The organism is Erwinia phyllosphaerae (assembly GCF_019132875.1).
Classification (GTDB): domain Bacteria; phylum Pseudomonadota; class Gammaproteobacteria; order Enterobacterales; family Enterobacteriaceae; genus Erwinia; species Erwinia phyllosphaerae.
The window spans coordinates 345,041-370,719 of sequence record NZ_JAHSPF010000002.1 but is presented as its reverse complement, the minus strand read 5'-3'; the positions used below and the strand labels follow the sequence as shown (position 1 = coordinate 370,719).

Genomic DNA, 25,679 nt, shown 5'->3' with positions numbered 1-25,679 from the left:
AGGGCACCGACAGGTGCCCTCTGTCCGGCAACCTAGGGTTTTACAGCCTTAGCCCGTGGGCCAGGCAGGATGGCGCCGTCGTCACCAGCCGTCAGCAGACGCGCACTGGTAATGGCCGCGATGTCGTGCGCCTTATCCGTTACGTTACTGGCGATCTGGTTAATGGCGGCACCCACCAGCATGCCAAGCAGCGACTGGTTGTTGTTGTTGCCTTCATTATCGGAAGCCGCAGCCAGCCCGCTCCAGATTTGCTTGCCGCTGCGCAGATCCACTAGCCTCGCCGTGGCCGACACAAGCGTTGTGCTGTCTACAACCATGTATTTGGTGCCGTAATCGGTGATATCGATGTACAGCGCCGCGTCGGCGTTGAAAATAGCATGCAGCTTTTGCGTTGGTACGTTCTGGATATCAGCAGCGTTAGTTAAGCCGTTCTGTTTAAAGGTTTCTTCAACCACCGCAACCGGGAAAACGTAATAGCCGGATTCCGCCAGCGGCTGCGTCACCAGCGAAACAAAGCTGTGCGCCGCATTAACGTCCGGCGTGCTGTTTTGCGCAGGAAGTACCAGAATGGAGGCGGGTTTACTGGCGCGAAACGCGCTGTAATCGTATGGCGCTTTCTTTGCACAGCCGGTCAGCGTCATCACAGCCAGCAGCGCGATAAAGGCGAAAAGCTTTTTCATTATTTTGCTCCCTGCTTATTACGCATCAGGAAATCCATATAGGCCGAAGATTCGGGAAAGGCGATTTTCTCATTGGTAAACTGCTGGAAAGCTTTATCCGGCTGGCCGGCATTGACATAAAGCAGACCCAGCTGAGCATGCAGCCCGGGCGGCAGCGGTTTATTTTTCGCTTTTGCCTGCTCAATAACTTTATTTAATGTGGCAATATCTTTTTCCGGCGCGCTGCCGTTCTGCCAGGCGCTATAAAGGGAGGACTGATAGTCGCCCCAGTAATAGACAGTTTCTTTTTTCTGCGCGCAGGCAGTCATCAGCAGTGCCGTCGCCAGCATGCCGGTTACTTTTAATAAACGCATTATTTTCTCCGTTATTTAACCGGGCGCCACGCACCAGACTGCAGGCCGTTGACCAGATGATTGACCGCTTCACGTACGGCCAGATCCATGACTTTGCCGTTAAGCGTCGAGTCATAGCTGGCGGTGCCGCCAAAGCCAATAACTTCACGGTTAGATAAGGCGTATTCGCCCGCGCCCTGTACGGAATAGACCACTTCCGAGGTAGCGACATCCACTACGTTCAGGTTAACTTTTGCGTAAGCGACCTGAGTTTTGCCGCGTCCCAGAATGCCCCACAGCTGCTGATCGCCAACCTCTTTGCGACCGAACTCGGTGATATCGCCGGTAATAACGTAATCGGCACCTTTAACGGATTGTACGCTGTGCTTATAGCCCGCTTCGGTCTTTAGCTCATCAAGATTGGCGCGATCCAGCACGTTAAAGCGGCCGGTCTGCTGCAGGTGGGTAATAAGGATGGTTTTAGACTGATTGCCCAGACGATCTACGCCGTCCGAAAAAATGCCGTTCATATAAGAGGAGCGATTATCGAATTTGCCCACGGCGACAGGGCTTTTTACGCCCTGGTAAACCGGCTGGCTGGCAGCGGCCACCTGGGGAGCTTCAATCGCGCGGGAAGATTCAGTGGCGCAGCCGCTAAGAAGCGTGCAGCCTAATAAAGAGCATGCAACAAGGTTAGTGTGAAATTTCATTCTTTTCTTTTCCATGAATTAAAACATATCCAGACTTCGCGCACAGAATACAGGGATCAGGCCAAAAGTTCTGGATAATATTTGCGGCCCCCATTACAAAAAATTAATTATTCCTGCCAGGATGCCTGGTGAATAATCTGTAAATAGCTTACGGCCGCCGGAATACGCTGTCAGCCTGACGCTAACAGGGTAAACTATCGGCTTTCATCAGAAATTCTTTAGTAATCATGGGAAGAAAATGTCATCGGCGAAAATTAAAACGGGCGCGCTGGCGCTTTTAACGCTGCTGCTGGCGGCCTGTCAGAGCCGCACAGAGCCGCCTTTGGTCGCCGCCACGCCGCAGGAAATGCAGCAGTGGGCGCAAAAAAACTGTAGCCAGAGTAAAGATGAACACTGCGCTTACTTTGCACAGATGCAGTACGGGATCCAGCGCAATTTTTATGATGCGCACCGCTATCACGGACGCGAATGTGCGGTGACTATCGGCTGGGGCCAGAATGGCCGCTACAACGTGCAGAGCACGGCCGGGGACGAACAGCTGTGTCTGAAAACCTGGGGCGTGATTAGCAGCGCCAAAAACCTGCCGCCGCCGCCAGAGAACCTGCCCGCCACGATGGTGCTGGATTTTAAGCCGGACTAGCTGGCCTGGCGCCACTGCCGCGGGCTGACGCCAAACCAGCGGCGGAAAGCCCGCGAAAAGGCGCTGACTTCAGAGTAACCCAGCAATAGCGCCATTTCAGAAACGGGCAGCTGCCGCTGTTGCAGATACCAGGTTGCCATCTCGCAGCGCACCTGATCCACCAGCAGGGTAAAGCTCAGATTTTCGCTGCGCAGGCGACGCTGTAGCGACCAGCTTGACATGCCCATCTTTTCCGCCACCTCCGGCAGTGCGGGTTCGCCCTGCATCAGCATCAGATGCACCTGCGAGCGCGCCTGATCGACAATGCTTTGCTGTGAGGTCGTGCTGTTAAGACGGCGAATGGCATCCTGCATCACGGTTAACAAAACGGGATCGCTTTCCGGCATCGCGCGCAGCAGATCCTTCTTAGGGATCACCAAAGAATTAAAAGGCTGATCGAACCAGACTGGCGCATCGAATACTTTGCAGTGCTCGTGCCACTGTTCAGGGCGTGGATGCTCAAAGTGGACTTCGCGCGGTGCCCAGCTTTTACCGGCAACGTGGCGAATAAGATTCATAAACATGCCCAACGTCAGCTCCGCGTCCTGACGGCGGCACAGAATAGCGCCATGACGAACCTGATAGTCCAGACGCCAGCAGTCGCCCTTGTCGGTCAGCCGCGTCAGCGTATCGTGCTGGTGCCAGGGGAAAGCATTTACCACGTTGTGCAGCGCCTGCTCCAGCGTGGCGGAACAAAGCCCGACATAGCCAATCAGGCCCAGCGACTGCGGCTTAAACTGCCTGCCGTAGTGCAGGCCAAAATTATCGAAGCCTGAACAGCGCGCCGCCTCTTCCATCACCCGGCAATAGTTCACCAGCCCCAGGCTCATGGTCGGGCTGGCCAGCTGCTCGGGATCGATGCCGCTGACGCCAAAAATCCTGTCGGCGTCACCGCCTTTTTCAGCAATAAACTCGCTCAGGCCACTGGCGGCGGCGGCCAGTACGCCGCGATGGCTGGCAAAACTGGCGTTAAGCGCCGCCGTCATTTCAGGCTGTTTAATGACTCCGCTTTCCATGATTATTGCCCCGCTGCAGAAAACATACTGCTTAACTCAGCAATTTTCATACCAGCTCTGACGGGCGGGCGAGAAACCCTCAGGCACCGATCGGCAGCTCGCTGGTTTCAAGATAGCGATGGCATAGCCGCACCGAGTGGTCTGCCCACTGTGGCCCCAGGCTAAGCGCCATCTCCGTTTGCCGGTGGGAACCTACCCAGGCCAGCAGCTGAATGCGGCGCTGGATCAGCAGCGTCGGCACCATCTCCAGTTCCTTATCGCTGATATGGGCAACCTGTTCGTAGCCTTTGATCCAGTTCTCGACCCACTGTGCTGCACGAGGATGGTGCTCCACGAAGCTAATGGCTGCTGCAAGATCGTGCAGATACCAGCCCATGCCGCAGTCATCAAAATCGATCACCCGCGTTTCGCCTTTATGCAGCAACAGATTAGTTAACCGAAGATCCGCGTGGATCAAACCATAGCGGGAGGGATCTTTGCCAAACGCGTCCAGCTCGCTGCCTGCACGAGCAATCGCCTCTTCTACTACGGCGTCATCGCTGCGGCGCAGGCCTGGCGCATCACGCCAGTCGCCCCAGTGGCTTTGCGGGCTGACCATTGTCTGATGATCCCAGATAATGCGCTGAAAGCCAGCCGGTTTATGCCAGCTTTTGCTGTGCTGGTGCAGTTGCGCCGTAATGCGGCCCAGCTGCTGGAAAGCGCGCGGATCGACATCCGTTCCCGGCATGTCGCCTTCAATCCAGTCAAAAAGAACGGCATGCCGTACGCTACCGTCCTGCAAGGTCAAATCCTGGATCCTTTGTCCTTCTCTGTCCACGATCGCCTGCGGTACCACAATGCCCGTTTCACGTAGCGCGTCCAGCCACTGAAGCTCGCTTTCTATATCCGCGCGCTGATGATAGTTGCCGCGATGCAGGCGTAGCGCATAGCGTTTTCCGGCCGCTTCAAGCAGAAAAGTGGCGTTTTCCGACCGACAAAGCAGGCTGATTTTGCCCTGGAGCGCTGCCGGATAACGCGTTATCGCCTGCTGTGCAAGCGCCAGCAGCGTGCTGCCGTCAAGATTGTCATATTGGCTGGCTGTCATATTTCTGTCTCCGGAAAAAAGGTAACGACCTGATGCCAGCATGGCGCGACGCCTCCCGATCTGCCTGACCGCAGGCCGCACTCTTTTGACCGCAGAAGACAGCAGGCACTTTTTTTGCTTCTGGTTTGACAGCAGAGCGCAAAAATCCTTATGCCCGCGTCAAGTTTCCTGACGGCGTCGGCTGCATTATCGACTGACACTAACTGGCGGGAAGAGTAATGATGACAACCAGGCTAAAGCCCACTCTGGGCACGATACATCTGTGGGGCATTGCGGTAGGTTTAGTGATTTCCGGGGAATATTTTGGCTGGAGCTACGGCTGGGGCGTGGCGGGCACGATGGGGTTCCTGGTCACCACGGCGCTGATTGCCACCATGTATACCTGTTTTATTTTCAGCTTTACCGAGCTGACTACCGCCATTCCGCACGCGGGCGGCCCTTTCGCCTATAGCCGCCGCGCCTTTGGTGAAACCGGCGGATTAATTGCCGGTATGGCTACGCTGATTGAGTTTGTGTTTGCTCCACCGGCCATTGCCATGGCCATCGGCGCTTACCTTAACGTGCAGTATCCGGACCTGAACCCTAAATATGCGGCGGTCGGGGCCTATCTGGTGTTTATGACGCTAAACATCCTTGGCGTAAAGCTGGCGGCGATGTTTGAACTGGTCGTCACCGTGCTGGCGGTCATCGAACTGCTGGTGTTTATGGGCGTAGTCGCACCGGGCTTTAGCCTGACTAACTTTGCGGCGCACGGCTGGTCGGGCGGCGACAGTTTCGGTATGCCGGCGGTTTCAGGCATTTTTGCCGCCATTCCTTTCGCCATCTGGTTTTTCCTGGCGATTGAAGGGGCAGCGATGGCGGCCGAAGAAGCCAAAGATCCCAAGCGTACCATTCCCAAAGCCTATATCGCCGGTATTTTGACGCTGGTGGTGCTGGCGATTGGCGTGATGTTGCTGGCGGGCGGCGCGGGCGACTGGCGCAAGCTGTCCGATATCAACGACCCGCTGCCGCAGGCGATGAAAATGATCGTCGGCGAACATTCTAACTGGATGCACATGCTGGTATGGATCGGTTTATTTGGCCTGATCGCCAGCTTTCACGGGATTATTCTGGGCTATTCACGCCAGTTCTTTGCGCTTTCACGTGCGGGCTATTTGCCTGCCGGACTGGCAAAGCTCTCCCGTTTCCAGACGCCACATCGCGCTATTATCGCAGGCGGCGTGATTGGCATCGCCGCGATTTTTAGCGACGGCTGGATTAATCTGCAGGGCATGACGCTGACGGCGGCGATGATTACCATGGCCGTCTTTGGCGCTATCGTGATGTATCTGATGAGCATGCTCAGCCTGTTCCGCCTGCGCCGCACGGCACCACAGCTGGAACGCAGCTTCCGCGCACCCGGCTATCCTGTTGTCCCCGGCATTGCGCTCGTGCTGGCGCTGGTCTGCCTGGTGGCAATGCTTTGGTTTAATCCGGTTATCGGCGGCATTTTTGTGCTGTTTATGGCAGCAGGCTACGGCTATTTCCTGCTGACCAAAAGCCAGCGTGCCAGCGCGCCGCGTGATGCCATGCTGGCGGGAGAATAACGCGGAAAGGCAATGAAACCCCGTCGCCGATTCGCTATCATGCGCGCTGACTTTGAATAAGCGCGCATGGCGCGCCGGAGAGGGAAAGTACAATGCTGTGGTTTAAAAATTTGATGGTATATCGTCTGAATCGCGAGATCCCGCTGGCGGCAGACGAAATGGAAAAACAACTTGAGGCATTCTCTTTCACTCCCTGCGGCAGTCAGGACATGGCGAAAACCGGCTGGGTTTCGCCAATGGGCCCGAAAAGCGATGCGCTGACGCACGTCAATAACGGCCAGATCCTGATTTGCGCTCGCAAAGAGGAAAAAATCCTGCCGTCGCCCGTGATTAAACAGGCACTGGAAGCCAAAATCGGCAAGCTGGAAGCGGAACAGCAGCGCAAGCTGAAGAAGACGGAAAAGGATTCGCTGAAGGATGAAGTATTACACAGCCTGTTGCCGCGCGCCTTCAGCCGCTACAGCCAGACTTTTTTGTGGATCGACACCGTTAACAACATGATTATGGTCGACTGCGCCAGCGCTAAAAAAGCGGAAGATACGCTGGCGCTGCTGCGTAAAAGCCTGGGGTCTTTGCCGGTGGTGCCGCTGACGCTGGAAAGCCCGATTGAGCTGACGCTGACGGAATGGGTACGCTCCGGCGAGACGCCAGCAGGCTTTGCGCTGATGGATGAGGCCGAACTGAAGGCGCTGCTGGAAGATGGCGGCGTGATCCGCTGTAAAAAGCAGGATCTGGTTTGTGATGAGATCGCCAATCATATCGAAGCGGGCAAGCTGGTGACTAAGCTGGCGCTGGACTGGCAGGAACGCGTTCAGCTGGTGCTGTCTGATGATGGCTCTCTGAAGCGGCTGAAGTTTGCCGACACGCTGCGCGAACAGAATGATGATATCGACAGAGAAGACGTGGCGGCACGCTTTGATGCGGACTTCATTCTGATGACAGGTGAACTGACCGCGCTGATAAGCAACACCATAGAAGCGCTGGGCGGCGAAGCGCAGCGTTAAGCGTAAAAAAGGCCGGATCCCCGGCCTTTTTCTTTTAATCTTTCAGATAGCGGCACAGATAGGCGGAAGGCTCGGCAACCTGCAGGTGGAATTCGCTGTGGCCCGGCACGTGAAAAACTTCGCCTGGTTCATAATGGCGCCATTCGGTTTCTTCCGGCAGCAGCACCTTCAGCGATCCACTCACGACGGTCATCTCTTCCGGCTGGCCGGTGCCAAAGGTGTATTCACCTTCAGCCATCACGCCCACGCTGGCGCGGCCGGTGCTGGCGCTGTCAAACCCAATGGATTTTACCTTTCCTTCAAAGTACTCACTGACGTTGAGCATAAAACTATCCTTAACCAGTAAAGAACACAGATTGGCCGGCTTCCGCCTGCAATGTTAATCCACCAGATCCGCTGCCAGCTTGGCCAGCAACGCATTGGAAAGCAGAACGGGAATACCCAGCAGTTTTTGTAAAAAGTCACGATGGCGCTGGTGATAGCCCAGACAGTCAAGCACCAGAACGTCTGCGCCCTGCTCCTGTAGCTGTAAAGCCGCGTCAATCAGCTCATCATCATCAATCGCCCACGGGCTGGCCACGGCGAAGCACGGCGTAGAGGCCAGGCCCTGCCATTTGTAAGCCTGCTCGCCCAGATACTCTTCCCGCGCAACCATCACGCCTGGTTGCTGGCCGCCGATAATGGCATCGACCAGCGGAGGCAGCATGCGGTACGAATCCAGCAGGATGGCGTTTTTAGTCTTCAGGCCTTTATATTCGCCAGCGCACAGCACAAGGATATTTTCAAATCCTTTGCGCTCAAGCTCGCCGATCAGATTCTGTAACGCGGCTTCCACTTTTGCTGCTGACAGCACGACGTAAGAGCCATCTTCCATATGCGTCATCGCCATTTTCTCACCTGCTACCGGCCCATACAGACGCTCGATTTCGGCCATGGAAAGGCCATCAAGCAGTCCAAAATGGACAATATTTTCTTCAGGCAGGTGTTCCAGCAGCAAAGGAATCAGATCTCTGCGAGGCGCCTTTCCTAACGTTAAGGTAGCCACTTTTTTAAAGTTACTTTCCGCATCATTCAACATATCCGACATAAAGCTTCCGGAAAACAGAGAATTCATTCCGGAAAAAGTCGGCTGTACAGTGCTGGAAGGTAAGGTAGTGATGATGTCGGTCAATGGTCTGTCCAGTTGATGGCTGATGGAAAGCTTCAGGCTTTTTTCGTAAAACCGTTCAGCGAAAATAGGTTGCTGAGCAGGGATGGTCAAGCCTTAATGCCGATAATTTTCTAAGAGCAGACAGCAAAATATATTGAAAATAAAGGAATTAAATAAAAATTCTCTCTCTTTTCTCCTGACCGCCCGAAAAAGAAACGTTTATTGCCCTTTGGGCAGCAGCATTACCTGAACTCTACATGGTAGCGCTTACATTACTTTTTTGAGTCGGGGTAAAGAATCACGCGGCATCCCTGCCGGCACGCCCTACTCTTTTTCGACGTCTTCGTAACGGGCTTTGGCGTCAATAGCTTCCTGTTCGCTTTCGTGTTCGCTAATTAACGTATCTGGCTTAGGGTGATCGGCACGCAGTTCGTACCATGTTTTGCTATTGTCAGCCGTTCCTTTTTTGATCGGAACAACATGCGCTTCACGAGGATATGGCGGTCTGCCTGGCATACAACTTCCCTCCTTAAAGAATTAGAGCTGGCCGCAATAAAGCTGGCGGGCAACTGTCGTTCTTCAAGTATAGACAAAGGCTGACAATTCTCTGCACATCAGGAATAAGTTGAGAAAAATCGTCGCTAGCTGGCACGAGCAAGAGAAAGCAGGCTGATAATTTTTTCTATGACGGCATCCGGATGCTGCATGGCATTGACCACGTAGTGGGCGGCTTGATGGTAAAGCGCTTCGCGGGCGGCCAGCACCTCGACCATTTCATCTGCGATAGGACGTCCGGTCAACGTAGGACGCTGCGCCTGCTCCGGGTAGGCTTCCAGCCTTGCAGCAAGCACGCCAGCTTCGGCCTGCAAATAGATAACCTGCCCTTGTTCGCGCATGTACTGACGATTTTGCTCTGCCAGCACCATGCCGCCGCCGGTGGCAATCACGGTATTTTTTGCCGTTACCGCCTGCAGCGAAAGCGACTCGCGCTGGCGAAAGCCTTCCCATCCTTCCGTTGCCACAATCTCCGTCACGGTTCGTCCCGTAGACTGCTGTAGGTGGCTATCGGTATCGCAAAAAGCGTAACCCAATACCTGAGCCAAAGCATGACCAACGGTAGTTTTTCCGCAGCCGCGTGCGCCGATAAGATAAATGGGTAAGGACATAACAAGTGCTCCTCAGCGCTACATACGGGCTATTTTGATAGCGACAGGCGTTAATAATGTGTGCCGGGCATCATACCGAGAATTCTTTCTGCTCACCAGTAGTCACTTTTTCTTTACACCCTTCTCCCGTTATCAATAGAACATGTCATTGATCGTAAACAATAAAAACCGTGTAATGATAACGTTACACGAACATTAAATAGCCGCAAGGCACGGCAACATTTTCTTACCCGAAGGCCGTTTACTTTCCCCTGAACTGTCCCAAAATAAACAGTACAGCCCGTAATTAAGGATCTCCTATGCAGAGCGAAGAACAAAAGTTAATTGAAAGCCTGTTTGGCCGACTAAAACAGGCTGAAACACAGTCTGGCCCGCGCGACGCGGCGGCGGAAAAACTGATCCAGCAGCAGCTACAGCAGCAGCCAGGCGCGCCTTACTATATGGCGCAGGCAATCCTGATCCAGGAAGCGGCAATGAAGCAGCTAAACAATCGGGTGAGTGAACTGGAAGCCCGGCTGGCCCAACAGCAGCAGCAGCCACAGCAAAGCAGCGGCGGCTTTCTTTCGGGTCTTTTTGGCGGCGGTCGTCAGCAGCAGCAGCAGCAGGCACAATCTTCACCCTGGGGTAATGCGCCGCAGCCACAGCAGCAATCCTGGAATAACAACCAGCAGCCAGCGTGGAATAATGCGCAGCAACAGCCCTACTCTGCCCCGGCCGCGCCTTCTGCGACCAGAGGCTTTTTAGGCGGCGCGCTGCAAACGGCGGTTGGCGTGGCGGGCGGTGTGGTCATGGCGGATATGCTGACCAGCATGTTCCATCATTCTCAACCGGAAGAGATCGTTAACATCATTAACGAACCGGCGATGCCGCAGGAAAGCTTCGACAATAATCTGGATACCTTTAACAACGGTACCGACGCGCCATTTCTGAATCAGGATGCTGGCCTGCCGCAGGATTACACCAGCGACTACAGCAATGATGATTTTGGTAGTGACGATTTTGACGACGACAGCTTTGTCTGACCGCTTTCCAGGCTTTTATCCGAGCAGATAACGGCGTTGATTGAGTAACAAAAAGGCGGGATTTTCCCGCCTTTTTTGCCTCTGGTGCTACTCAAGGCGCTGAGGCATACCGGTTTTACAGGCTATTTAGCTTTCTGCGCCTGTAGCCATTTATCCAGCTCGTTGGCAAACTGCTGGCGATCGCGCTGGCTCAGCGTGGCCGGGCCGCCGGTCTGCACGCCGCTTGCCCGCATCGTATCCATAAAGTCGCGCATCGTCAGCCTTTCCCTGATGGTGGCTTCGCTATAGCGTTCTCCGCGAGGATTCAGCGCCACGGCCCCTTTCTCCATGACTTCTGCCGCCAGCGGAATATCGCCGGTAATCACCAAATCGCCAGGCTCTGCACGACGAACAATCTCATTGTCCGCCACGTCAAACCCGGCCGGTACGCGCAGCGTACGTAAAAATTTTGAAGGCGGGACGCTTAAGGACTGGTTGGCGACCAGCGTTACCATTATTTGCTCACGCTCCGCCGCACGGTAGAGCACCTCTTTAATCACTTTTGGACATGCGTCCGCATCTACCCAGACCGGCATCGCCCTTTCCTTTTATCAGCACATACTGACAGCGATCTTGCCTGCCTTTTCAAAAATGGCAACCCTTCTGCACCGCCGGATACTTATTTATGCAGCGGGCGGGCTAAAAATGCGTTACTTCATGGGAATGATGCTGATTTTGCCATTGGTCTCCAGAATGGCGAATTTGATTTGATCTAAGCGCTCCAGACCTGCCGAGGTGCGGGCGGAGTTAAGAATATCGTCTTTTGAAATGCCCGCCCGCTGCGCCCGTTCCGTCAGTAAATTGCCATTCTCCACCAGGATCAGCGCGCTGCCGTTAATCAGCAGGTCCAGACGTGGGAAGCGTGCTTTCATCATGCCAAACAGGATGTCGACCACTATCAGCGTAATAATCGTCAGCGAAGCACCCGTTACGGAGAAATCATTACCCAACAGCGCCTGCTGGGTAGCTTCACTGATAATCAGCAGCAGGATCAAATCAAACGAGGTCATTTCAAGCAGCGTGCGGCGTCCGGCAATTTTTAGCACCACCATCAACACAAAATAGATGCTGGTAGCCCGTAAAACGGTTTCCATATCTGCTCCTAAGGGTAGATCCACTGGGTAAAATGCACGCTGGCCTGCTGGTCCAGCGTAACGGTGACCGGATAGCGGCCAGGATTTTGCGCCTGCAGGCCAATCCAGACCGTCGCACCGGCAGGACTGCGCGGCATATCCCAGCTCAGTTCCAGCGCATTTTTGCTGCTGCTAGCCCGTTGCGGTTGCGGCTGTAGCGACTGGATCTGGAAATTATCCATCTCTTCCCCGCTGATCTTCAGCGTAAAGTGTTCCTGCTGCGGCTTCACCCTGATGGTCATCGCCATATCGCTGTCGAGCCGCCCAAAACGCTCGTACTCAACCTGTAAGCTTCCATCGTCAGTAGCCTTTCCCGTATCGCTTAATACGCCCTTAGAAAACAAACCGCACGCGCCAAGCAGTACGATGGTAAACAGGCAGGCGTAGCCGATACGCTGTATTTTCCACTCCAGAATTTGCCAGCGCATGTGTTCCACCACCGGATAGCGGCGGCTGCGCTCTTCATCTTTATTTTTCACTGCCACCTCGGGCCGTCTGCTGTTGTTTAAGCGTAGCCGAAGCTGAATTAACCAGCTTAATGACGTAAGCTGGAAGCGATGAAAATGCAAAAAGGTATCGAGATGGAGAAGAAGATTGGTTTTATTGGCTGCGGCAATATGTCTAAAGCCATCATTGGCGGGCTGGTTCGCGCAGGCCAGGTGAAAGCAGAGAACATCTGGGTTTATGACCATAAACCTGGGACCAACCAGGCGATGCATAAAGAGTACGGCATTACGCCGGGCAACAGTGCGGAAGAGGTAGCAAAGCAGGCGGATATTCTGTTTGGTGCGGTCAAACCCAACGTTATTCTCAGCGTGCTGAAGGAGATCTCCGGCTGTTTAAACAAAGATACCCTTGTCGTTTCTATCGCTGCTGGCGTGACGCTGGACTCGCTGGCTCAGGCGCTGGGTCACGATCGTAAACTGGTGCGCGTTATGCCTAACACGCCTGCGCTGGTTAACGAAGGCATGACCTCCGTTACGCCAAACGTTCTGGTTACCAAAGAAGAAGCGGACGAGATCGTGGCCATTTTCAACGGCTTTGGTAAAGCGGCGCTGGTTCCGGAATATCAAATCCACGCGGTGGTGGGCGTCAGCGGTTCCGCACCGGCCTACGTGTTTATGTTTATCGAAGCGATGGCCGACGCCGCCGTGCTTGGCGGCATGCCAAGAGCCCAGGCTTACCAGTTTGCGGCACAGGCGGTAAAAGGCTCGGCGCAAATGGTGCTGGAAACCGGCAAGCATCCTGGCGAGCTAAAAGATATTGTCTGCTCGCCGGGCGGCACCACTATCGAAGCGGTAAAAGTGCTGGAAGAAAAAGGCTTTCGTGCGGCGATTATAGAAGCGATGCAGCAATGTATGGCGAAGTCAGAACGTATGAGCAAAGCCTGATATAGCGCGCCCCTCATCAGCGAGGGGCGCAACGTCGTCAGCCCAGCACGGCTTTTTGCGCCAGCGCCGCCGCCTCCGCCATGGTCATCGGTTTTTGCATTCTGCGCACCAGTTCGGCGGTAAAGGTGTACATTCCGCACGAAGTCACGGCGGCAAGCTGGCCTTTCTGGCCATACAGCGCCACAAAGGTTTTCTCCTTCAGCGAGCCAATCAGCTGGAAATCGTCCCATTCCTGCGCATGTCCCAGATATTCGTAGCGCGTACCAAACTGCGCCGTCCAGAAAAAGGGAACGCGATCGAAAGCCTCGCCTCTGCCGAGCATATTTTTGGCGGCGACTCTGCCCTGCTGCTGCGCCACGCGCCAGTGCTCAATACGCATTGAACCAGAAGCGGCAGGGAATTTAGCAATGTCGCCAGCGCTCCAGACGTTATTGGCAATTTCAAGAAACTCATTGCTGGTCAGGCTGCCGTCATCGTTAAGCGGGATATCGTGAATAAAGCCGGTGCCTGGCGTGACGCCCGTTGCCAGCAGAACAACATCGGCAGGAACAACGGTGCCGCTTTTCAGCACCACGCCGCTTACTTTGCCGTTATCGTTCTGCAATTCTGCCACTTCGCCCTCAATAAACTCCACGCCTTTCTCTTCGTGCAGTTCACGAAAGTAAGTGGCGATCTGCTCACCAAACTGCTTTTTAAACGGCAGCGGATCGCGCGCAATAACCTGAACCTTAACGTTTTGCGCACGTAAAGCAGAGGCCAGCTCCATAGCGATAAAACTGTTGCCCACTATCACCAGCTGGCTCGTTTCATCCACTTCCTGCAGCAGCGTTGCCGCCTGTTCAAGACTGCGCAGTACGTGCACGCCAAACAGCGCCTTGCCGTTAAAATCGGGCCGCTGTGGAATGCCACCGCTGGCAATCAGCAGCTTGTCATATTTCAGCGTTGAGCCGTCGGCGAAGCGCAAAAGCTGTTCGCGGCTGTCCAGCTGCTCCACATCTCCCTGTTTGCGTTCGGCATAGTGCCAGAAATCCTCATCCAGCAAAGGCGGAACATCTTCAATCGCCATGTTACCGGACGGCACAAACTTGGTTAATACGGTGCGGTCGTAAGGGGCTTCAGCTTCCCGGTCTACCAGCACCAGACGTCCTTTGAACCCTTCCCGACGTAGCGTCCAGGCCGCCGCCGCGCCTGCCGCCCCCGTCCCTAAGATAACGAAAACCGGTTCATCATCTTCTTCAGAAAAACGATAAAGCGGAGGAAGCGCCTGCGGACTTACCTGGATCATGCCGTTTTCAATTCTGACCGGGTAACGTTGCAGATCGCTTAAGGCCAGCGGCTCACAAAGGCTACCGTCGCTGATAGCAAAGTTGGCTTTATGCCAGGGACAAACCAGATAGCCATCATAGATCGCGCCTTGTTCAAGCGGCGCGCCGGAGTGAGGACATTTCGCCTGGTAGGCTTTCACCTCTTCTTTTTCGCGAATAAGCAGAATCTCCTGCTCGCCAATCGGTACTCTCACCGGTGTCAGCTGCGGTAAATCCTGCAAAACCATAGCATTTTGATAGCTCACGACAGGCTCCTTTCTTTTTATCTTATGCATTATCAGAACTAATAAGCCTGGCATTTACAGGGGGAACGGCCATAACAAGAAAGGAAAGGCAGGGGAATTAACGATTAACCAACTGTTTTATAAAACTATTTTCCTGGAAAAATTATTACGCCAGGCGGGATGATGGCCACCACAAGATAACGTGCAGAAGACGTCCCGGTAAATTGCGGCCAAAAAAAACCGGAGACATTTTCTCCGGTTTTCTCATTATCAGTGAGGGCCTTGTGAGAAGCCGCCGCGAGGACCGCCGCCGCCGCCCCAACCACCGCCGCCACCGCCGCCGCCGCCACCCGGAGGTGGGAACAGACATCCACTGAGTGCTGTTACCAGCGCAACCACACTTACTGCTTTAATCAAACGACTCATAGCTCTTTCCTCGTGGTAACAATGGCGCTGATAGTAAGCGTCGTTGTTGCTGGCGACAATGCAGAAAACTCCTGTTCGGGCCCGTTTTTACGCGGCGTAACCGCGCTTAACGCTTTCATTGCACAAACCAGCAGATAACCTTAAGTAAAGGACAGCTTTCCGGAAAAAGCGCAGATAATTTGCTGCGAGATGCCTCGCAACTTGAACGCATTCAGCTTTACAGGTTTGCCGTTTCAAATCAGTGTGAGCGCAGAAAAACAATGAGGTATCAATCATGAGATCGCTCTCTCTGCAACAACGGCTCAGTGATCGGGACTGGGAAAACCCTGGCGTAACGCAGCACCATCGCCTGGCCGCGCATCCCCCTTTTTCCAGCTGGCGCTCGCTTCAGGCGGCAAAAGAAGATCTGCCCAGCCAGCAAAGGCAATGGCTGAACGGCTGCTGGAACTTTAGCTATTTCACACGACCAGAACAGGTGCCGGAAAGCTGGCTCTTGCAGGATCTTGACGACGCGCGTCCGCTGGCCGTGCCCTCTAACTGGCAGCTCGCGGGCTATGACGCGCCCATTTACACCAACGTGCAGTATCCTTTTCTGGTTAATCCGCCGTACGTGCCCGCGGATAACCCAACCGGCTGTTATTCACGAACCTTTCAGTGCGACGAGGCGTGGCTGGCAGCAGGGCAAATCCGTATCCAGTTTGACGGCGTCAGTTCGGCCTTTTACCTGTGGTGCAACGGCCACTTCATTGGCTACTCACAGGACAGCCGCCTGCCCGCTGAATTTGAACTGACTCACGCCCTGCAGGCGGGCGAAAACCGTCTGGCAGTGCTGGTGCTGCGCTGGAGCGACGGTAGCTACCTGGAAGATCAGGACATGTGGCGCATGAGCGGTATTTTCCGCGACGTAAGCCTGCTGCATAAGCCTGACGTGCATCTTCAGGACGTGCAGATTGCAACGCATCTCAGCCCGGAACTGCTCAGTGCCCGCCTGCAGGTTTTGGCCGTCTGCTCGCAAACGGCGGCGGAAGGTTATCAGGCGGAAGTCACGCTGTATCAGGGCGATAGCTGCATTGCACAACTTCGGCAGCCGTTCGGGAGCCAGGTCATTGACGAGCGCGGACGCTATCCGGATCGCGTTACCCTGAATCTGCATATTGACCGCCCGGCGTTGTGGAGTGCGGAAACGCCAGCGCTCTATCGCGCTACCGTGGCGCTGTTCGATGCCGAAGACAGGCTGGTGGAAGTGGAAGCCTTTGACGTTGGCTTTCGTAAAATAGAGATCGACCGGGGGCTGCTGAAGCTCAACGGCAAACCTTTGCTGATCCGCGGCGCTAACCGCCACGAGCATCATCCGGAAAATGGCCAGGTCATGGATGAAGCGACGATGCTGCGCGATATCCGGCTCCTGAAACAGCATAACTTCAACGCCGTGCGCTGCTCGCACTACCCTAATCATCCGCTCTGGTATCGCCTGTGCGATCGTTACGGCCTGTATGTGGTGGACGAAGCCAATATCGAAACGCACGGCATGCAGCCGATGAATCGCCTGTCTGACGATCCGCAATGGTTCCATGCCTTCAGCGAACGCGTGACCAGAATGGTGCAGCGCGACAGGAACCATCCCAGCATTATTATCTGGTCGCTGGGTAATGAGTCGGGCCACGGCAGCACGCACGATGCGCTGTACCGCTGGGTAAAAAGCAGCGATCCCACGCGGCCCGTTCAGTATGAAGGTGGCGGCGCGGATACGGCAGCTACCGATATTATTTGCCCGATGTACGCCCGGGTAGATCAGGACCAGCCTTTTGAGGCCGTTCCTAAATGGGCAATTAAAAAGTGGATTGGCCTGGCGGAAGAAAACCGGCCGCTGATCCTGTGCGAGTATGCGCACGCGATGGGCAACAGCCTGGGCGGGTTTGCTGACTACTGGCAGGCGTTTCGCCAGTTCCCACGTCTTCAGGGCGGTTTCGTCTGGGACTGGGTTGACCAAAGCCTGACCCGCTATGATGAGCAGGGCAACGCCTGGCAGGCCTACGGCGGCGACTTTGGCGATAAGCCAAACGACCGCCAGTTTTGCATGAACGGGCTGGTTTTTGCCGATCGTTCGCCGCATCCGGCGCTGTTTGAAGCGCAGCGCGCCCAGCAGTTCTTCCAGTTCTCTCTGGAAAGCAGTACGCCATTGCGGCTAAAAGTCACCAGCGAATACCTGTTCCGCTCCACGGATAACGAGCAGCTACACTGGCAGATTGAACAGAACGGACAAAAGATTACCGGTGGCGAACTGCCGCTGAAGCTGGTGCCGCAAGGGACGGCGACGCTGGATTTAGGCGAGCTGCCAGCGCTGGCCGGTGAACTTTGGCTAAACGTGGCCGTTATACAACCGGGCGCTACCAGCTGGTCGGACGAAAGCCATCGCGTGGCGTGGGATCAGTGGCAATTGCCTGCACAGCTTGCCCTTCCCCGGCCGCTGCCAGATTTGCCCGCGCCACGGTTAGACCAGACTACTGCGGAAATTACCGTTACGCTTGGTCAGCAGAGCTGGCATTTTTCACCGCAAAGCGGCGAGCTGGTGCAGTGGCATATTGACGGAAAGCCGCAGCTGCTTTCCCCCCTACGCGATAGCTTTGTGCGTGCACCGATTGATAACGATATTGGCATCAGCGAGGTGACAAAGGTCGATCCCAACGCGTGGATTGAGCGCTGGCAGCGCGCCGGTTTTAACCAGCTGGAAAGCGAGCTGCTTGAAATGCAGTGTGATTCGTTAAGCAACGGCGTACAGCTGACCACGCTGCATGCCTGGCGCGCCCAGAACGAGCTGAAATTCCTTAGCAGTAAGCGTTACCGCATTAACGGCGCGGGCGAAATGACGCTGGACGTTGAGGTCAGCGTGGCGGCAGGTTTGCCTTCACCGGCGAGGATTGGTCTGCGCTGCCAGCTGAATCAGCGCCCTGAAACCGTAAGCTGGCTTGGCCTTGGGCCCCATGAAAACTATCCGGATCGGCAGCTCTCGGCGCAGTTCTCCCGCTGGACGCTACCGCTGGAAGATCTTTATACCCCGTACGTTTTCCCCTGCGAAAACGGCCTGCGCGGCGGCACTAAAGAGCTGACTGCGGGCGCGATGCATATCAGCGGCGACTTCTGTTTTTCGCTGGGCAGATTCGGCCTGGAGCAGCTGCGGGATACCTCGCATCGTCACCTGCTTAAAGCGGAAGAAGGCTGCTGGCTGCACCTTGACGGCTGGCATATGGGTATTGGCGGGGATGATTCATGGAGCCCGAGCGTCAGCCCGGCGTTTTTGCTCTCCGCCCAACGCTATCGCTATGCTGTCACCTTTGCGCCGGTATCTCTACGACGCCAGACCAACGCCAGCTGAACGGTATTGATCAGCACCACTACCGCCGTGGCGGCGAAGACCCAACGGAAGCCGCCAATGGCGGAAACACCTGAGCCAATTAGCGGGCCAACCACGTTACCCAGATACATAAACGACTGGTTGTAGCCGAAAATACGGCCCGTTATGCGCTCGCTGGAATAGCGCAGCAGCAGGGTTTGCACCGCAGGCATCATCGCGCCTTCAGCAAACCCCAGCAAAAAGCGCAGCGCCCCCAGCTGTAGCGCGCTTCCGGCCCAGGACATGGCGATAAACAGTACGATGGTCAGCGTCAGCGCGGCAAAAAGAATGCGCTGAGCGCCAATTCTGTCACCCAGCTTGCCCAGGCGCGGCGCGGAAAAAAGCGCCGATACGCCCGGGATCGCCGCAACCACGCCGCTGATAAACGCAATATTTTCTACGTTCGGCTCCAGCTGCCGCACAAACAGCGTCAAAATTGGGCTAATGGAGCCGTTGCAAAGCTGGATAACCAGCGTGGTAATAAACAGGCTGATAATCAGACCAGGATGGCTAAGCGAACGAAACACCATGCTGCCGCTGAGCTTCTCCGCCTTGCTGATTTTACGGTGTCCGGTCTCTTTGATCAGAAACAGCGTGATCAAAAAGCTGGTTAGCAGCAGGCAGGCGGTAATCAGAAAAACAGCGCGCAGCCCCACCCAGTCGGCCAGAAAGCCGCCCAGCAGCGGCCCCATGATGACGCCGCATATCTGCGCGGTTGATACCATACTCAGCGCCCAGCCGCTACGATCGCGCGGTACCTGAGAGGCCACCAGCGCCATTGCGTTAGGAATATAGCCGGAGGTCAGCCCCATCAGCGCACGCAGCAGCAGTAGCTGCCAGACGTTGCTGACAAAAGCCTGGAGGAAAATTACCACGCCCATGCCCAGCGAGGCGCGCAGCAGCATCAGCTTACGGCCTTTGCGATCGGCAAGGCTGCCCCACATGGGTGAAACCACGGCGGAAACCATAAAAGTGATACTGAATATCAACCCGGACCAGAGCGTCAGCGAAGCGGGATCGGTAACGCCCAGCTGTTCCACATAAAGCGGCAGAAAGGGGATAATCTGGCTGATAGCCAGCCCGGTAAACAGACAGCCAAACCAGACCGAAATAAGGTTAACCTTCCAGGATTCCATCTTATTTTTATGCGCCTTGCAGGAGAGTGCGAGCAGTGAGTGTAACAAGGCCGGGCTTAAACGCAAAAAACCCGCCAGAGGGCGGGTTTTTGGTCTTCAGAGCGCGTTGCAGAACAACGGCCTGAAAGATTCTCTCGAATTACAGTGCAGTTACGTTAGCAGCTGCAGGGCCTTTCTGGCCGTTTTCGATAGAGAATTCAACTTTCTGACCTTCTTCCAGAGTTTTGAAACCCTGGTTCTGGATTGCAGAGAAGTGTACGAACACGTCTTTGCTGCCGTCAGTTGGGGAGATAAAGCCGAAACCTTTCTCAGCGTTGAACCATTTTACTAAACCAGTCATTTTGTTAGACATTTGTCTTTCCTTCAAAAGTATTAAGCCACAAAGGGCGCGGGGTTTGTCAACAGCATGGACTTATGAGGCACTCAAGAAGGAAGTCAGGAAGAAGAGATATCTGAGATAACGCTTTAACTGAAAACTGCTTTACTAAAATTGCTCGCATACGTTGTCTGTTTCAAAACCGACGGTGCATTTACTCATAACCGGCGTCGCAGCACAAGCCCCGCAGACCAAAAAAAGGTAATTTAATGTCAATCCGCTAATTTTAAAGGAAATAATTTTATGTTGTGCGACAGGAAATAAGATTATGCCCGCGCAATTCTTCACCGGGACAGTACGCCTGCGCTGTTTAAAGATAAAAATATTTTTGCGGCGGCTGGACATTCTTCCACGCCCATCCAGACTAATAAAATCCCCGCCTGTTTATTTTCCAGGCTAAGTGGCGATTTGCCTTTTCGGTAAATCAGGTCTGTCCGTTCCGTTTCCGATCTTATTGTCAGGCTACCCGGCCTGCGATAGCGCTTTGCTGGAGGTTTACCATGGTATATCACGCACCCGGCGCAGGCCGTGCTATTACAGATTACTTTAACAGTCCGGCATTCAGCGCGCCAAAAGAGAGCGAGCTGTTAGCGGCTATTATGACCGAGCTAATGCGTAGCGGCAGGCGCGGCACCAGTAACGCCTTAATCGCCACCGTCATTGCAAGGCTGGAGGGAGAGACAGACGAAGTACGCCTGCAAAGTTACCGCAGCTTATTGAAGCAGCTGCTTGAAGAAGAAGCGCCCTGAGCAGGTTAACTATCCGGCAAGCCCACCGGGACAACTCGGCCAACTCTGGCAAATCGGCCAACTCTGGCAACCCGGACAATTCAGGCAACCCGGACAATTCAGGCAACCCGGACAACTCAGGCAACCCGGACAATTCAGGCAATTCAGGTAATTCAGGAAAAATGCACTAAACCGCATACGGCGAGCGGGCATATCGGTAGTGAGATCAAAACATCACCGCTGGTAGTAAGCTAAGGTAGCGCTTTGCTGTTGCAGAAATGTGACGTTCAAGACCTTTCATAACATGAAAGAGTCTTACCAAGAGAAGGTTAAAATGATGCTCCTGTCACTTTAACCTGTCAGCAGCGGATGGATCCGCTGCGTCTGTTCAGGTAAATGGAAATGCTAATACGCTCAACGCTGCGCAGGCAGCTAACGTCGTGGTTTTCTTCCTCTGGTTTTTACCCCCGCAACAATGTCAGCCAGGGCTTGCGTACCCTTTTTCTCCTGCTGCTGTCGATAGCGCTGCTGCTGTGGTTAATCGATCTTTTTCGCGCGCCAACAGCGCCTGAAGGGTTTGCGCAGCAAAGTCTGCATACGATTGATGGCCGAAAGCTTACCATTGCTGAACTCAGCGCAAGAAAACCTCTGCTTATTTATTTCTGGGCCAGCGGCTGTAGCGTCTGCACCTATACGACCAGCAACCTTATTGCGATGAGCGATAGCGGTTATAACGTGCTGGCCATCGCACAGCATTCAGGAAATGATATTCAGATTGTCCGTCTGCTGCGAGGCAAGCATTTAACCATGCCGGTGGTTAACGATCCTGCTGGCGAGATAGCAACGCAGTGGCGAATCAGCGTTGTGCCTACGCTGCTGATCGTGACTAAAGGCCGGGTGGTGCAAAGCACCACCGGCTGGACCAGCACCACGGGCATGCAGCTGCGCCTGTGGTGGGTGAAGAAATGGTATTAACTGGCTGCTAGCCACAGTACACGCGGGTAATCTTATCCTGCTTGTCGCCTAAAAAGTTCAGACGGTTAAGATTAAAGTCCATTGTTACGGCTGAATTATAAGGTATCGCACGTACCGGCTGTTCAAAGCGCAGATCGCTGATAGCCGAAAGCGGTTTACCCACGTATTGCTGATAATCCGCAGCACCGCAGCGGTCTTCATCATCTACGTTAGCGCTTTTATGCGCGGCAGACTGACAGCCGGCCAGCGCCAGCAGCACGGCTACGCACGCCATCTTTTTCATTAAATGCATGATTTCTCCCCGATCCGTTTTTTTATCTTGCCGCAAGGGTAGCAGATCTGCGCAATCGAAGAAAAACGCCCGCTAACGGCAACAGTAAACGGCACATATTGTTCAAATAAAACGCAGGCAAAGCGCTAAAATTTAGGAATTATCTTAGCAATGGAGAAGATCATGGAACTGGCAATTTTTGTGCTTTTTGCAGCTATGATGACGCTGATAGCGGTAAAAGTCCGCTAAACAACAGCCCGCTTTATGCGGGCTGTTCACGTTGTGGATAAGGTGTTTTCAGGAGGGAAGTTCAGGCGCATCCAGCAAGCGGTTAAAGCGTTCCAGCGGCATAGGTCGTCCAAGATAGTAGCCCTGCCCTTCCTGACAGGCGATGGCCTGTAACTGCTGCAGCTGTTCCCGCGTTTCAATACCTTCCGCCGTCACCGTTAACGAGAAAGCTTTCCCCAGCCCGATAATACCTTCCACAATGGACATGGCCTGGGAGGAGTGAGGAAAATCGTTCATATAGGAACGATCCATCTTCATCCCGTCAAACGGGAACGTTTTCAGATAGCCCAGCGACGCATGGCCTGCACCAAAGTCATCTACCGTCAGCTTAACGCCCAGCGATTTCAGCGCCTGCATGACCTCAAGCGCGCTCTGCGGATTCTCCAGGGTAATATTTTCCGTTATTTCCAGTTCCAGACGACTTGCTTCCAGGCCGCTGGCCTGTAAAGCCTGAGCGACCCGTACCGCCAGGTTACCATCGCGAAACTCCATTGGCGAAATATTCACTGAAACGTACATCGACTTCGGCCAGCTTAGCGCATCCTGACAGGCTTTGTGCAACACCCAGTCGCTGATATCAAGGATCAGGCCGGTTTCTTCCGCCAGCGCAATAAACTTATCCGGCATAATCAGGCCGCTGGTCGGATGTTCCCAGCGAATTAGCGCTTCGGCACCGTCCAGCCGGGATTTATTCAGACAGTAGCGCGGCTGGTAGAATAAACGCAGCTCGTTACCGGCAATCGCTTTACGCAGGTTTCGCTCCATTTCCCGGCGCAGCACTAGCTGTTCCGCCATTTCTGCGCTGTACCACGTCCAGCGATTGCGCCCTTCACGCTTCGATTTATAGAGCGCGATGTCCGCCAGCCGCAATAGCTCGTCGGCCTGGATGGCATCATCCGGCGCCAGCGCAATCCCCATACTCGCCCCGATAAAAATATCCTGCTGGCCCAGCTGGAAAGGCCGACAAATTTCATCCAGCAGCGCCTGGCAGCAGGCGTCAATCTCCTGTTCGCCATGCAGATCCGACACGATAATAATAAATTCGTCGCCGCCCTGGCGTGATACCAGGTCGCCCGCCTTAAGCACGCTGCGTAACCGGTGAGCCACCTCATTCAACACGCTGTCACCCGCCGCATGGCCCCACGTATCGTTGATCGGTTTAAAATGATCGAGATCGAGACTGATCAAGACCAGCGGACGATCCGCCGTAGGATGCGCCTGTAGCCGGCTTAATAAAAACTCGCTCATATAGAGCCGATTGGGTAAGCCGGTCAACGTATCGTGCTGCGACAGATAGTGAATACGCGCCTGCGATTCAATCTCTTGCGTTACGTCGGATACGGTACCGCGATAGCCGACGATCTGGCCATTAACTGCCACCGCGTTGGCTACCAGGCTACAAATTCGTTTTTCACCGCTGGCGGTAATCACGTAGCAGCGTAGCGACTGGCGGTAACAATCTTCCAGTCGCAGCTGCAAAAGCCAGCAGGAAACCGGCTGCGTATCGTGTTGCAAAAGATGATCGAGAGATTTATCCAGCAGCTTTTCTACCGCATAGCCCGTAGCCGCCACAAAGCGCCCGGAAAGATAGCTGATCACGCCCGCTTCATCCGTTTCCCAAATCCAGTCCGAAGCCGTTTCCGCCACGTCACGGAAACGTGCTTCACTGGCGGCCAGCTCGCGCTGGCTGTGCACCAGCTGCAAAAACCGCTCGTCACAAAGCAGGGCATTTTGCATCGCGTGATTAATGACGCGGCGCGCCACCAGCCCTAACACGATGGCGGCCGCCAGCAGCATCGGCAGCAGCACCCAGAGTAATTCCCGGCCCGGCTCATCTGAATCCCAACGGATTACAATGGGCATAGCATCCGCAACGGGCTCCTGGATAAAAGGCGTCATGAAAGCATCCTGCGAGCTTTCCGGAATACGGGCATTGGCTACCCCAACGCTGTCGCCAAAAATTTTCAGTTTTTCCGGCGTAAAGCGGCTAACGAATACCATGACCGAAGGCGGCCCCGGCAGCGTTTTCAGACCAGGCACTTTACCCGTAGTAATGGGGGCCGCCGCCACGATAGCGGGCGTTGAGCCAATCATCGCATTCATCGTAGTAGCGCCTTCGTCTGCCGCCAGCAGCCTTACTTTGGCAATCAGCGGCGCGGCATAAATACCCAGCCAGCTCTCCAGCGGTAAATCACTGAGCTTACCGTTAATGACTGAATAGGTAGTGCGGCCCTGGCCATCTACTACAAACACGCCTTCATAATGATATTCGCTGTATAAACCCGGCCCCAGGTTCTGCTGATCAAAAGCCCAGACCTTGTCCATTTTCAGATGCAGATGGTTCCAGGCCTCGCCCCAGAAAGAGTAATCCCGGATATTGGTCATTAAATCCTGGCGCGTATCCTTCCAGGCGTTGTGCAGCAGAAAGCTCTCTTGCTTAACGGACTCTTCGTTCTGCCGCCAGGCAATGCCGACAACCATCATCATCGAAAGCAGCATCATGACGCTGAGCAAAAGCGATAGCGCCATCAATATTCTTCGGGTAAAAAAAGTCGTTTTCTGCCCGTAGGGCAACTGGTGATTTAATATAGGAAAAAAATTCATTTAATTCGGACCTTATCCTGCAGGCTGACGAATACTTCCTGTTCGTGAAACCCTGACTGGCATCTGAAAAAATCGCAGGTCCATTTATCCTCCAGACGCGATCGTTAAAGCACTATCGGCCTGGAAGCTGAACAATTTAGATACCGTCGCGAGTAATTCCATCGTCTCGACACTGCGGATGACGCTTGCTACCATCCGCGACTCCGCCGCCAGAAATAAAATGATGAATAAACTCACGGACAAAGCTGCTGATGCCCTGCTCTGTGCAGGCATTTGCCTGATCTGGTACAGCATTACGATGGTCGTAGGCACGCCGCCGCTGCGTTCTTTTTTGACCGCACACGGCATGCTGATGCCGGCGCTCTGCCTGCTGGAACTGGTCGTGCTGGTACCGCTCTATTGCCGCTATCGTCAGCGCTGCGGCATCGCCTGGGGAACATTTTCCCTGCGCCCTTGGCTGATATTTAGCCTGCTACTGCTTGGTCTGATTTATTCCCAGTCTTTTTGGTTACTGCAGGAAGGCTGGACGGCCAGCCAGCTGGGGGGTGAAACACAGGTATCGGCCTGGCGCGTGGCAGGCTTTTCGCTGGCGGTGGTGGTGCTGGCTCCGCTCGTGGAGGAGATTGTTTTTCGTGGTTTTCTGTTACAGGCTTTACTGATAGCCGTGCCCGGACAGCGGCTGGCCTGTGCGCTGCTGACCTCTTTTATTTTTGCCGCGCTGCACACGCAATATACTCATCTGCAAACGCTGTTCGCACTGGCGGCGCTCTCTTTACTGCTTTGCTTTGCCCGGTTTTACGGCGGCCTGAAACTTTCTGTCACGCTACATATGCTCAATAACTTTATTGGCGTAGCGCCCTGGCTATGGATAACCTTTGTGCATTGATAGCGAAATGTTGAGTTTTTATAACCTATAGGTTTTGCTTATAACTATTTCGCATAT

At 54.4% G+C, this 25,679-nt stretch carries 28 protein-coding genes; 9 read left to right on the top strand and 19 right to left on the bottom strand.

Translation table 11 applies throughout. The features are described from left to right. Positions 1–32: 32 nt before the first annotated feature. From KUE00_RS05100 to KUE00_RS05090, 3 genes are read right to left on the bottom strand one after another with little or no spacing between them, the layout of a single operon-like run. Entirely contained in the window at positions 33–680 is a 648-nt protein-coding gene (locus KUE00_RS05100; protein WP_246758498.1) for a DUF799 domain-containing protein, read from the bottom strand. Beyond that, a complete protein-coding gene (locus KUE00_RS05095; protein ID WP_246758496.1) occupies positions 680–1,033 on the bottom strand; it encodes a DUF4810 domain-containing protein in 354 nt (117 codons plus the stop codon). The genes KUE00_RS05100 and KUE00_RS05095 overlap by 1 nt, the downstream gene beginning before the upstream one ends. An 11-nt stretch (positions 1,034–1,044) precedes the next feature. After that, positions 1,045–1,722, bottom strand: coding sequence for a CsgG/HfaB family protein (locus KUE00_RS05090; RefSeq protein WP_246758494.1), 678 nt, complete (start codon positions 1,720–1,722; stop codon positions 1,045–1,047). A gap of 238 nt (positions 1,723–1,960) precedes the next feature. On the opposite strand from KUE00_RS05090, the gene KUE00_RS05085 reads away from it, so the two are divergent. Continuing rightward, on the top strand, positions 1,961–2,362 hold the full coding sequence (locus tag KUE00_RS05085) for a cell envelope integrity TolA C-terminal domain-containing protein (RefSeq protein ID WP_246758492.1): 402 nt from the start codon (positions 1,961–1,963) through the stop codon (positions 2,360–2,362). Here the strand turns inward: KUE00_RS05085 and qhpR are convergent. Continuing rightward, positions 2,359–3,387, bottom strand: a complete 1,029-nt coding sequence (gene qhpR, locus KUE00_RS05080; RefSeq protein ID WP_246758678.1) for an AraC-like transcriptional regulator QhpR — start codon at positions 3,385–3,387, stop codon at positions 2,359–2,361. The genes KUE00_RS05085 and qhpR overlap by 4 nt on opposite strands. Before the next feature lie 109 nt (positions 3,388–3,496). Then, positions 3,497–4,501, bottom strand: a complete 1,005-nt coding sequence (locus tag KUE00_RS05075; protein ID WP_246758490.1) for a phosphotransferase enzyme family protein — start codon at positions 4,499–4,501, stop codon at positions 3,497–3,499. Between the two features lie 221 nt (positions 4,502–4,722). Here KUE00_RS05075 and eat point away from each other — a divergent pair, with 221 nt between their 5' ends. After that, positions 4,723–6,087: an ethanolamine permease gene (eat, locus tag KUE00_RS05070; protein ID WP_246758677.1), complete on the top strand. Its 1,365-nt coding sequence runs from the start codon at positions 4,723–4,725 to the stop codon at positions 6,085–6,087. Between the two features lie 92 nt (positions 6,088–6,179). Next, positions 6,180–7,091, top strand: a complete 912-nt coding sequence (gene rdgC / locus KUE00_RS05065; protein WP_246758489.1) for a recombination-associated protein RdgC — start codon at positions 6,180–6,182, stop codon at positions 7,089–7,091. 34 nt (positions 7,092–7,125) lie between these two features. Here the strand turns inward: rdgC and ppnP are convergent, their stop codons facing one another. The 4 genes from ppnP to aroL all read right to left on the bottom strand — a co-directional run bounded on the left by ppnP (position 7,126) and on the right by aroL (position 9,407). Further along, complete coding sequence (gene ppnP, locus KUE00_RS05060) at positions 7,126–7,416, bottom strand: pyrimidine/purine nucleoside phosphorylase (RefSeq protein ID WP_246758488.1); 291 nt, start codon at positions 7,414–7,416, stop codon at positions 7,126–7,128. Positions 7,417–7,470: 54 nt separating this feature from the next. Then, complete coding sequence (locus KUE00_RS05055) at positions 7,471–8,178, bottom strand: AroM family protein (RefSeq protein ID WP_246758487.1); 708 nt, start codon at positions 8,176–8,178, stop codon at positions 7,471–7,473. 387 nt (positions 8,179–8,565) lie between these two features. Further along, the gene (locus KUE00_RS05050) at positions 8,566–8,757 is read right to left on the bottom strand and encodes a YaiA family protein (RefSeq protein ID WP_246758486.1); all 192 of its coding nucleotides are present in this window, start codon (positions 8,755–8,757) and stop codon (positions 8,566–8,568) included. A 125-nt stretch (positions 8,758–8,882) separates the two neighbouring features. After that, positions 8,883–9,407 (bottom strand): shikimate kinase AroL, encoded by a 525-nt coding sequence (gene aroL, locus KUE00_RS05045; RefSeq protein ID WP_246758485.1) that lies wholly within the window; start codon positions 9,405–9,407, stop codon positions 8,883–8,885. Positions 9,408–9,706: 299 nt separating this feature from the next. Between aroL and KUE00_RS05040 the strand changes: the two genes are divergently transcribed. Beyond that, positions 9,707–10,429: a DUF2076 domain-containing protein gene (locus KUE00_RS05040; RefSeq protein ID WP_246758483.1), complete on the top strand. Its 723-nt coding sequence runs from the start codon at positions 9,707–9,709 to the stop codon at positions 10,427–10,429. A 122-nt stretch (positions 10,430–10,551) separates the two neighbouring features. Here the strand turns inward: KUE00_RS05040 and KUE00_RS05035 are convergent, their stop codons facing one another. The 3 genes from KUE00_RS05035 to KUE00_RS05025 all read right to left on the bottom strand — a co-directional run bounded on the left by KUE00_RS05035 (position 10,552) and on the right by KUE00_RS05025 (position 12,080). Further along, on the bottom strand, positions 10,552–11,004 hold the full coding sequence (locus tag KUE00_RS05035; protein WP_246758481.1) for a YaiI/YqxD family protein: 453 nt from the start codon (positions 11,002–11,004) through the stop codon (positions 10,552–10,554). Between the two features lie 114 nt (positions 11,005–11,118). Next, positions 11,119–11,562: a DUF421 domain-containing protein gene (locus KUE00_RS05030; RefSeq protein ID WP_246758479.1), complete on the bottom strand. Its 444-nt coding sequence runs from the start codon at positions 11,560–11,562 to the stop codon at positions 11,119–11,121. 8 nt (positions 11,563–11,570) lie between these two features. Further along, positions 11,571–12,080: a hypothetical protein gene (locus tag KUE00_RS05025; protein WP_246758477.1), complete on the bottom strand. Its 510-nt coding sequence runs from the start codon at positions 12,078–12,080 to the stop codon at positions 11,571–11,573. A 102-nt stretch (positions 12,081–12,182) separates the two neighbouring features. Here KUE00_RS05025 and proC point away from each other — a divergent pair, with 102 nt between their 5' ends. Next, positions 12,183–12,992, top strand: coding sequence for a pyrroline-5-carboxylate reductase (proC, locus tag KUE00_RS05020; protein ID WP_246758675.1), 810 nt, complete (start codon positions 12,183–12,185; stop codon positions 12,990–12,992). 37 nt (positions 12,993–13,029) lie between these two features. Here the strand turns inward: proC and KUE00_RS05015 are convergent, their stop codons facing one another. The 3 genes from KUE00_RS05015 to KUE00_RS21825 form a co-directional block, all read right to left on the bottom strand. Beyond that, entirely contained in the window at positions 13,030–14,562 is a 1,533-nt protein-coding gene (locus KUE00_RS05015) for an FAD-dependent oxidoreductase (RefSeq protein WP_246758475.1), read from the bottom strand. Between the two features lie 249 nt (positions 14,563–14,811). Continuing rightward, positions 14,812–14,967 (bottom strand): hypothetical protein, encoded by a 156-nt coding sequence (locus tag KUE00_RS05010; RefSeq protein WP_246758474.1) that lies wholly within the window; start codon positions 14,965–14,967, stop codon positions 14,812–14,814. Continuing rightward, a complete protein-coding gene (locus KUE00_RS21825; RefSeq protein ID WP_281434491.1) occupies positions 14,964–15,086 on the bottom strand; it encodes a hypothetical protein in 123 nt (40 codons plus the stop codon). Before KUE00_RS21825 ends, KUE00_RS05010 begins: the two co-directional genes overlap by 4 nt. A gap of 155 nt (positions 15,087–15,241) precedes the next feature. Between KUE00_RS21825 and KUE00_RS05005 the strand changes: the two genes are divergently transcribed. Beyond that, on the top strand, positions 15,242–18,340 hold the full coding sequence (locus tag KUE00_RS05005; RefSeq protein WP_246758473.1) for a beta-galactosidase: 3,099 nt from the start codon (positions 15,242–15,244) through the stop codon (positions 18,338–18,340). Here the strand turns inward: KUE00_RS05005 and KUE00_RS05000 are convergent. Together KUE00_RS05000 and cspE are read right to left on the bottom strand one after the other, a co-directional pair. Beyond that, the gene (locus KUE00_RS05000; RefSeq protein ID WP_246758472.1) at positions 18,286–19,494 is read right to left on the bottom strand and encodes a multidrug efflux MFS transporter; all 1,209 of its coding nucleotides are present in this window, start codon (positions 19,492–19,494) and stop codon (positions 18,286–18,288) included. The genes KUE00_RS05005 and KUE00_RS05000 overlap by 55 nt on opposite strands. 139 nt (positions 19,495–19,633) lie before the next feature. Then, a complete protein-coding gene (cspE, locus tag KUE00_RS04995) occupies positions 19,634–19,846 on the bottom strand; it encodes a transcription antiterminator/RNA stability regulator CspE (protein WP_125288360.1) in 213 nt (70 codons plus the stop codon). A gap of 524 nt (positions 19,847–20,370) precedes the next feature. Here cspE and KUE00_RS04990 point away from each other — a divergent pair. Together KUE00_RS04990 and KUE00_RS04985 are read left to right on the top strand one after the other, a co-directional pair. Continuing rightward, complete coding sequence (locus KUE00_RS04990) at positions 20,371–20,619, top strand: biofilm development regulator YmgB/AriR family protein (RefSeq protein WP_246758471.1); 249 nt, start codon at positions 20,371–20,373, stop codon at positions 20,617–20,619. Between the two features lie 381 nt (positions 20,620–21,000). Next, positions 21,001–21,573, top strand: a complete 573-nt coding sequence (locus KUE00_RS04985; protein WP_246758469.1) for a redoxin domain-containing protein — start codon at positions 21,001–21,003, stop codon at positions 21,571–21,573. A gap of 7 nt (positions 21,574–21,580) precedes the next feature. Here the strand turns inward: KUE00_RS04985 and KUE00_RS04980 are convergent, their stop codons facing one another. Then, positions 21,581–21,865, bottom strand: coding sequence for an I78 family peptidase inhibitor (locus KUE00_RS04980; protein ID WP_246758467.1), 285 nt, complete (start codon positions 21,863–21,865; stop codon positions 21,581–21,583). Between the two features lie 276 nt (positions 21,866–22,141). Continuing rightward, a complete protein-coding gene (locus KUE00_RS04975) occupies positions 22,142–24,661 on the bottom strand; it encodes a bifunctional diguanylate cyclase/phosphodiesterase (protein WP_246758466.1) in 2,520 nt (839 codons plus the stop codon). Positions 24,662–24,956: 295 nt separating this feature from the next. Here KUE00_RS04975 and KUE00_RS04970 point away from each other — a divergent pair, with 295 nt between their 5' ends. Beyond that, complete coding sequence (locus KUE00_RS04970) at positions 24,957–25,622, top strand: CPBP family intramembrane glutamic endopeptidase (RefSeq protein WP_246758465.1); 666 nt, start codon at positions 24,957–24,959, stop codon at positions 25,620–25,622. Positions 25,623–25,679 lie beyond the last annotated feature (57 nt).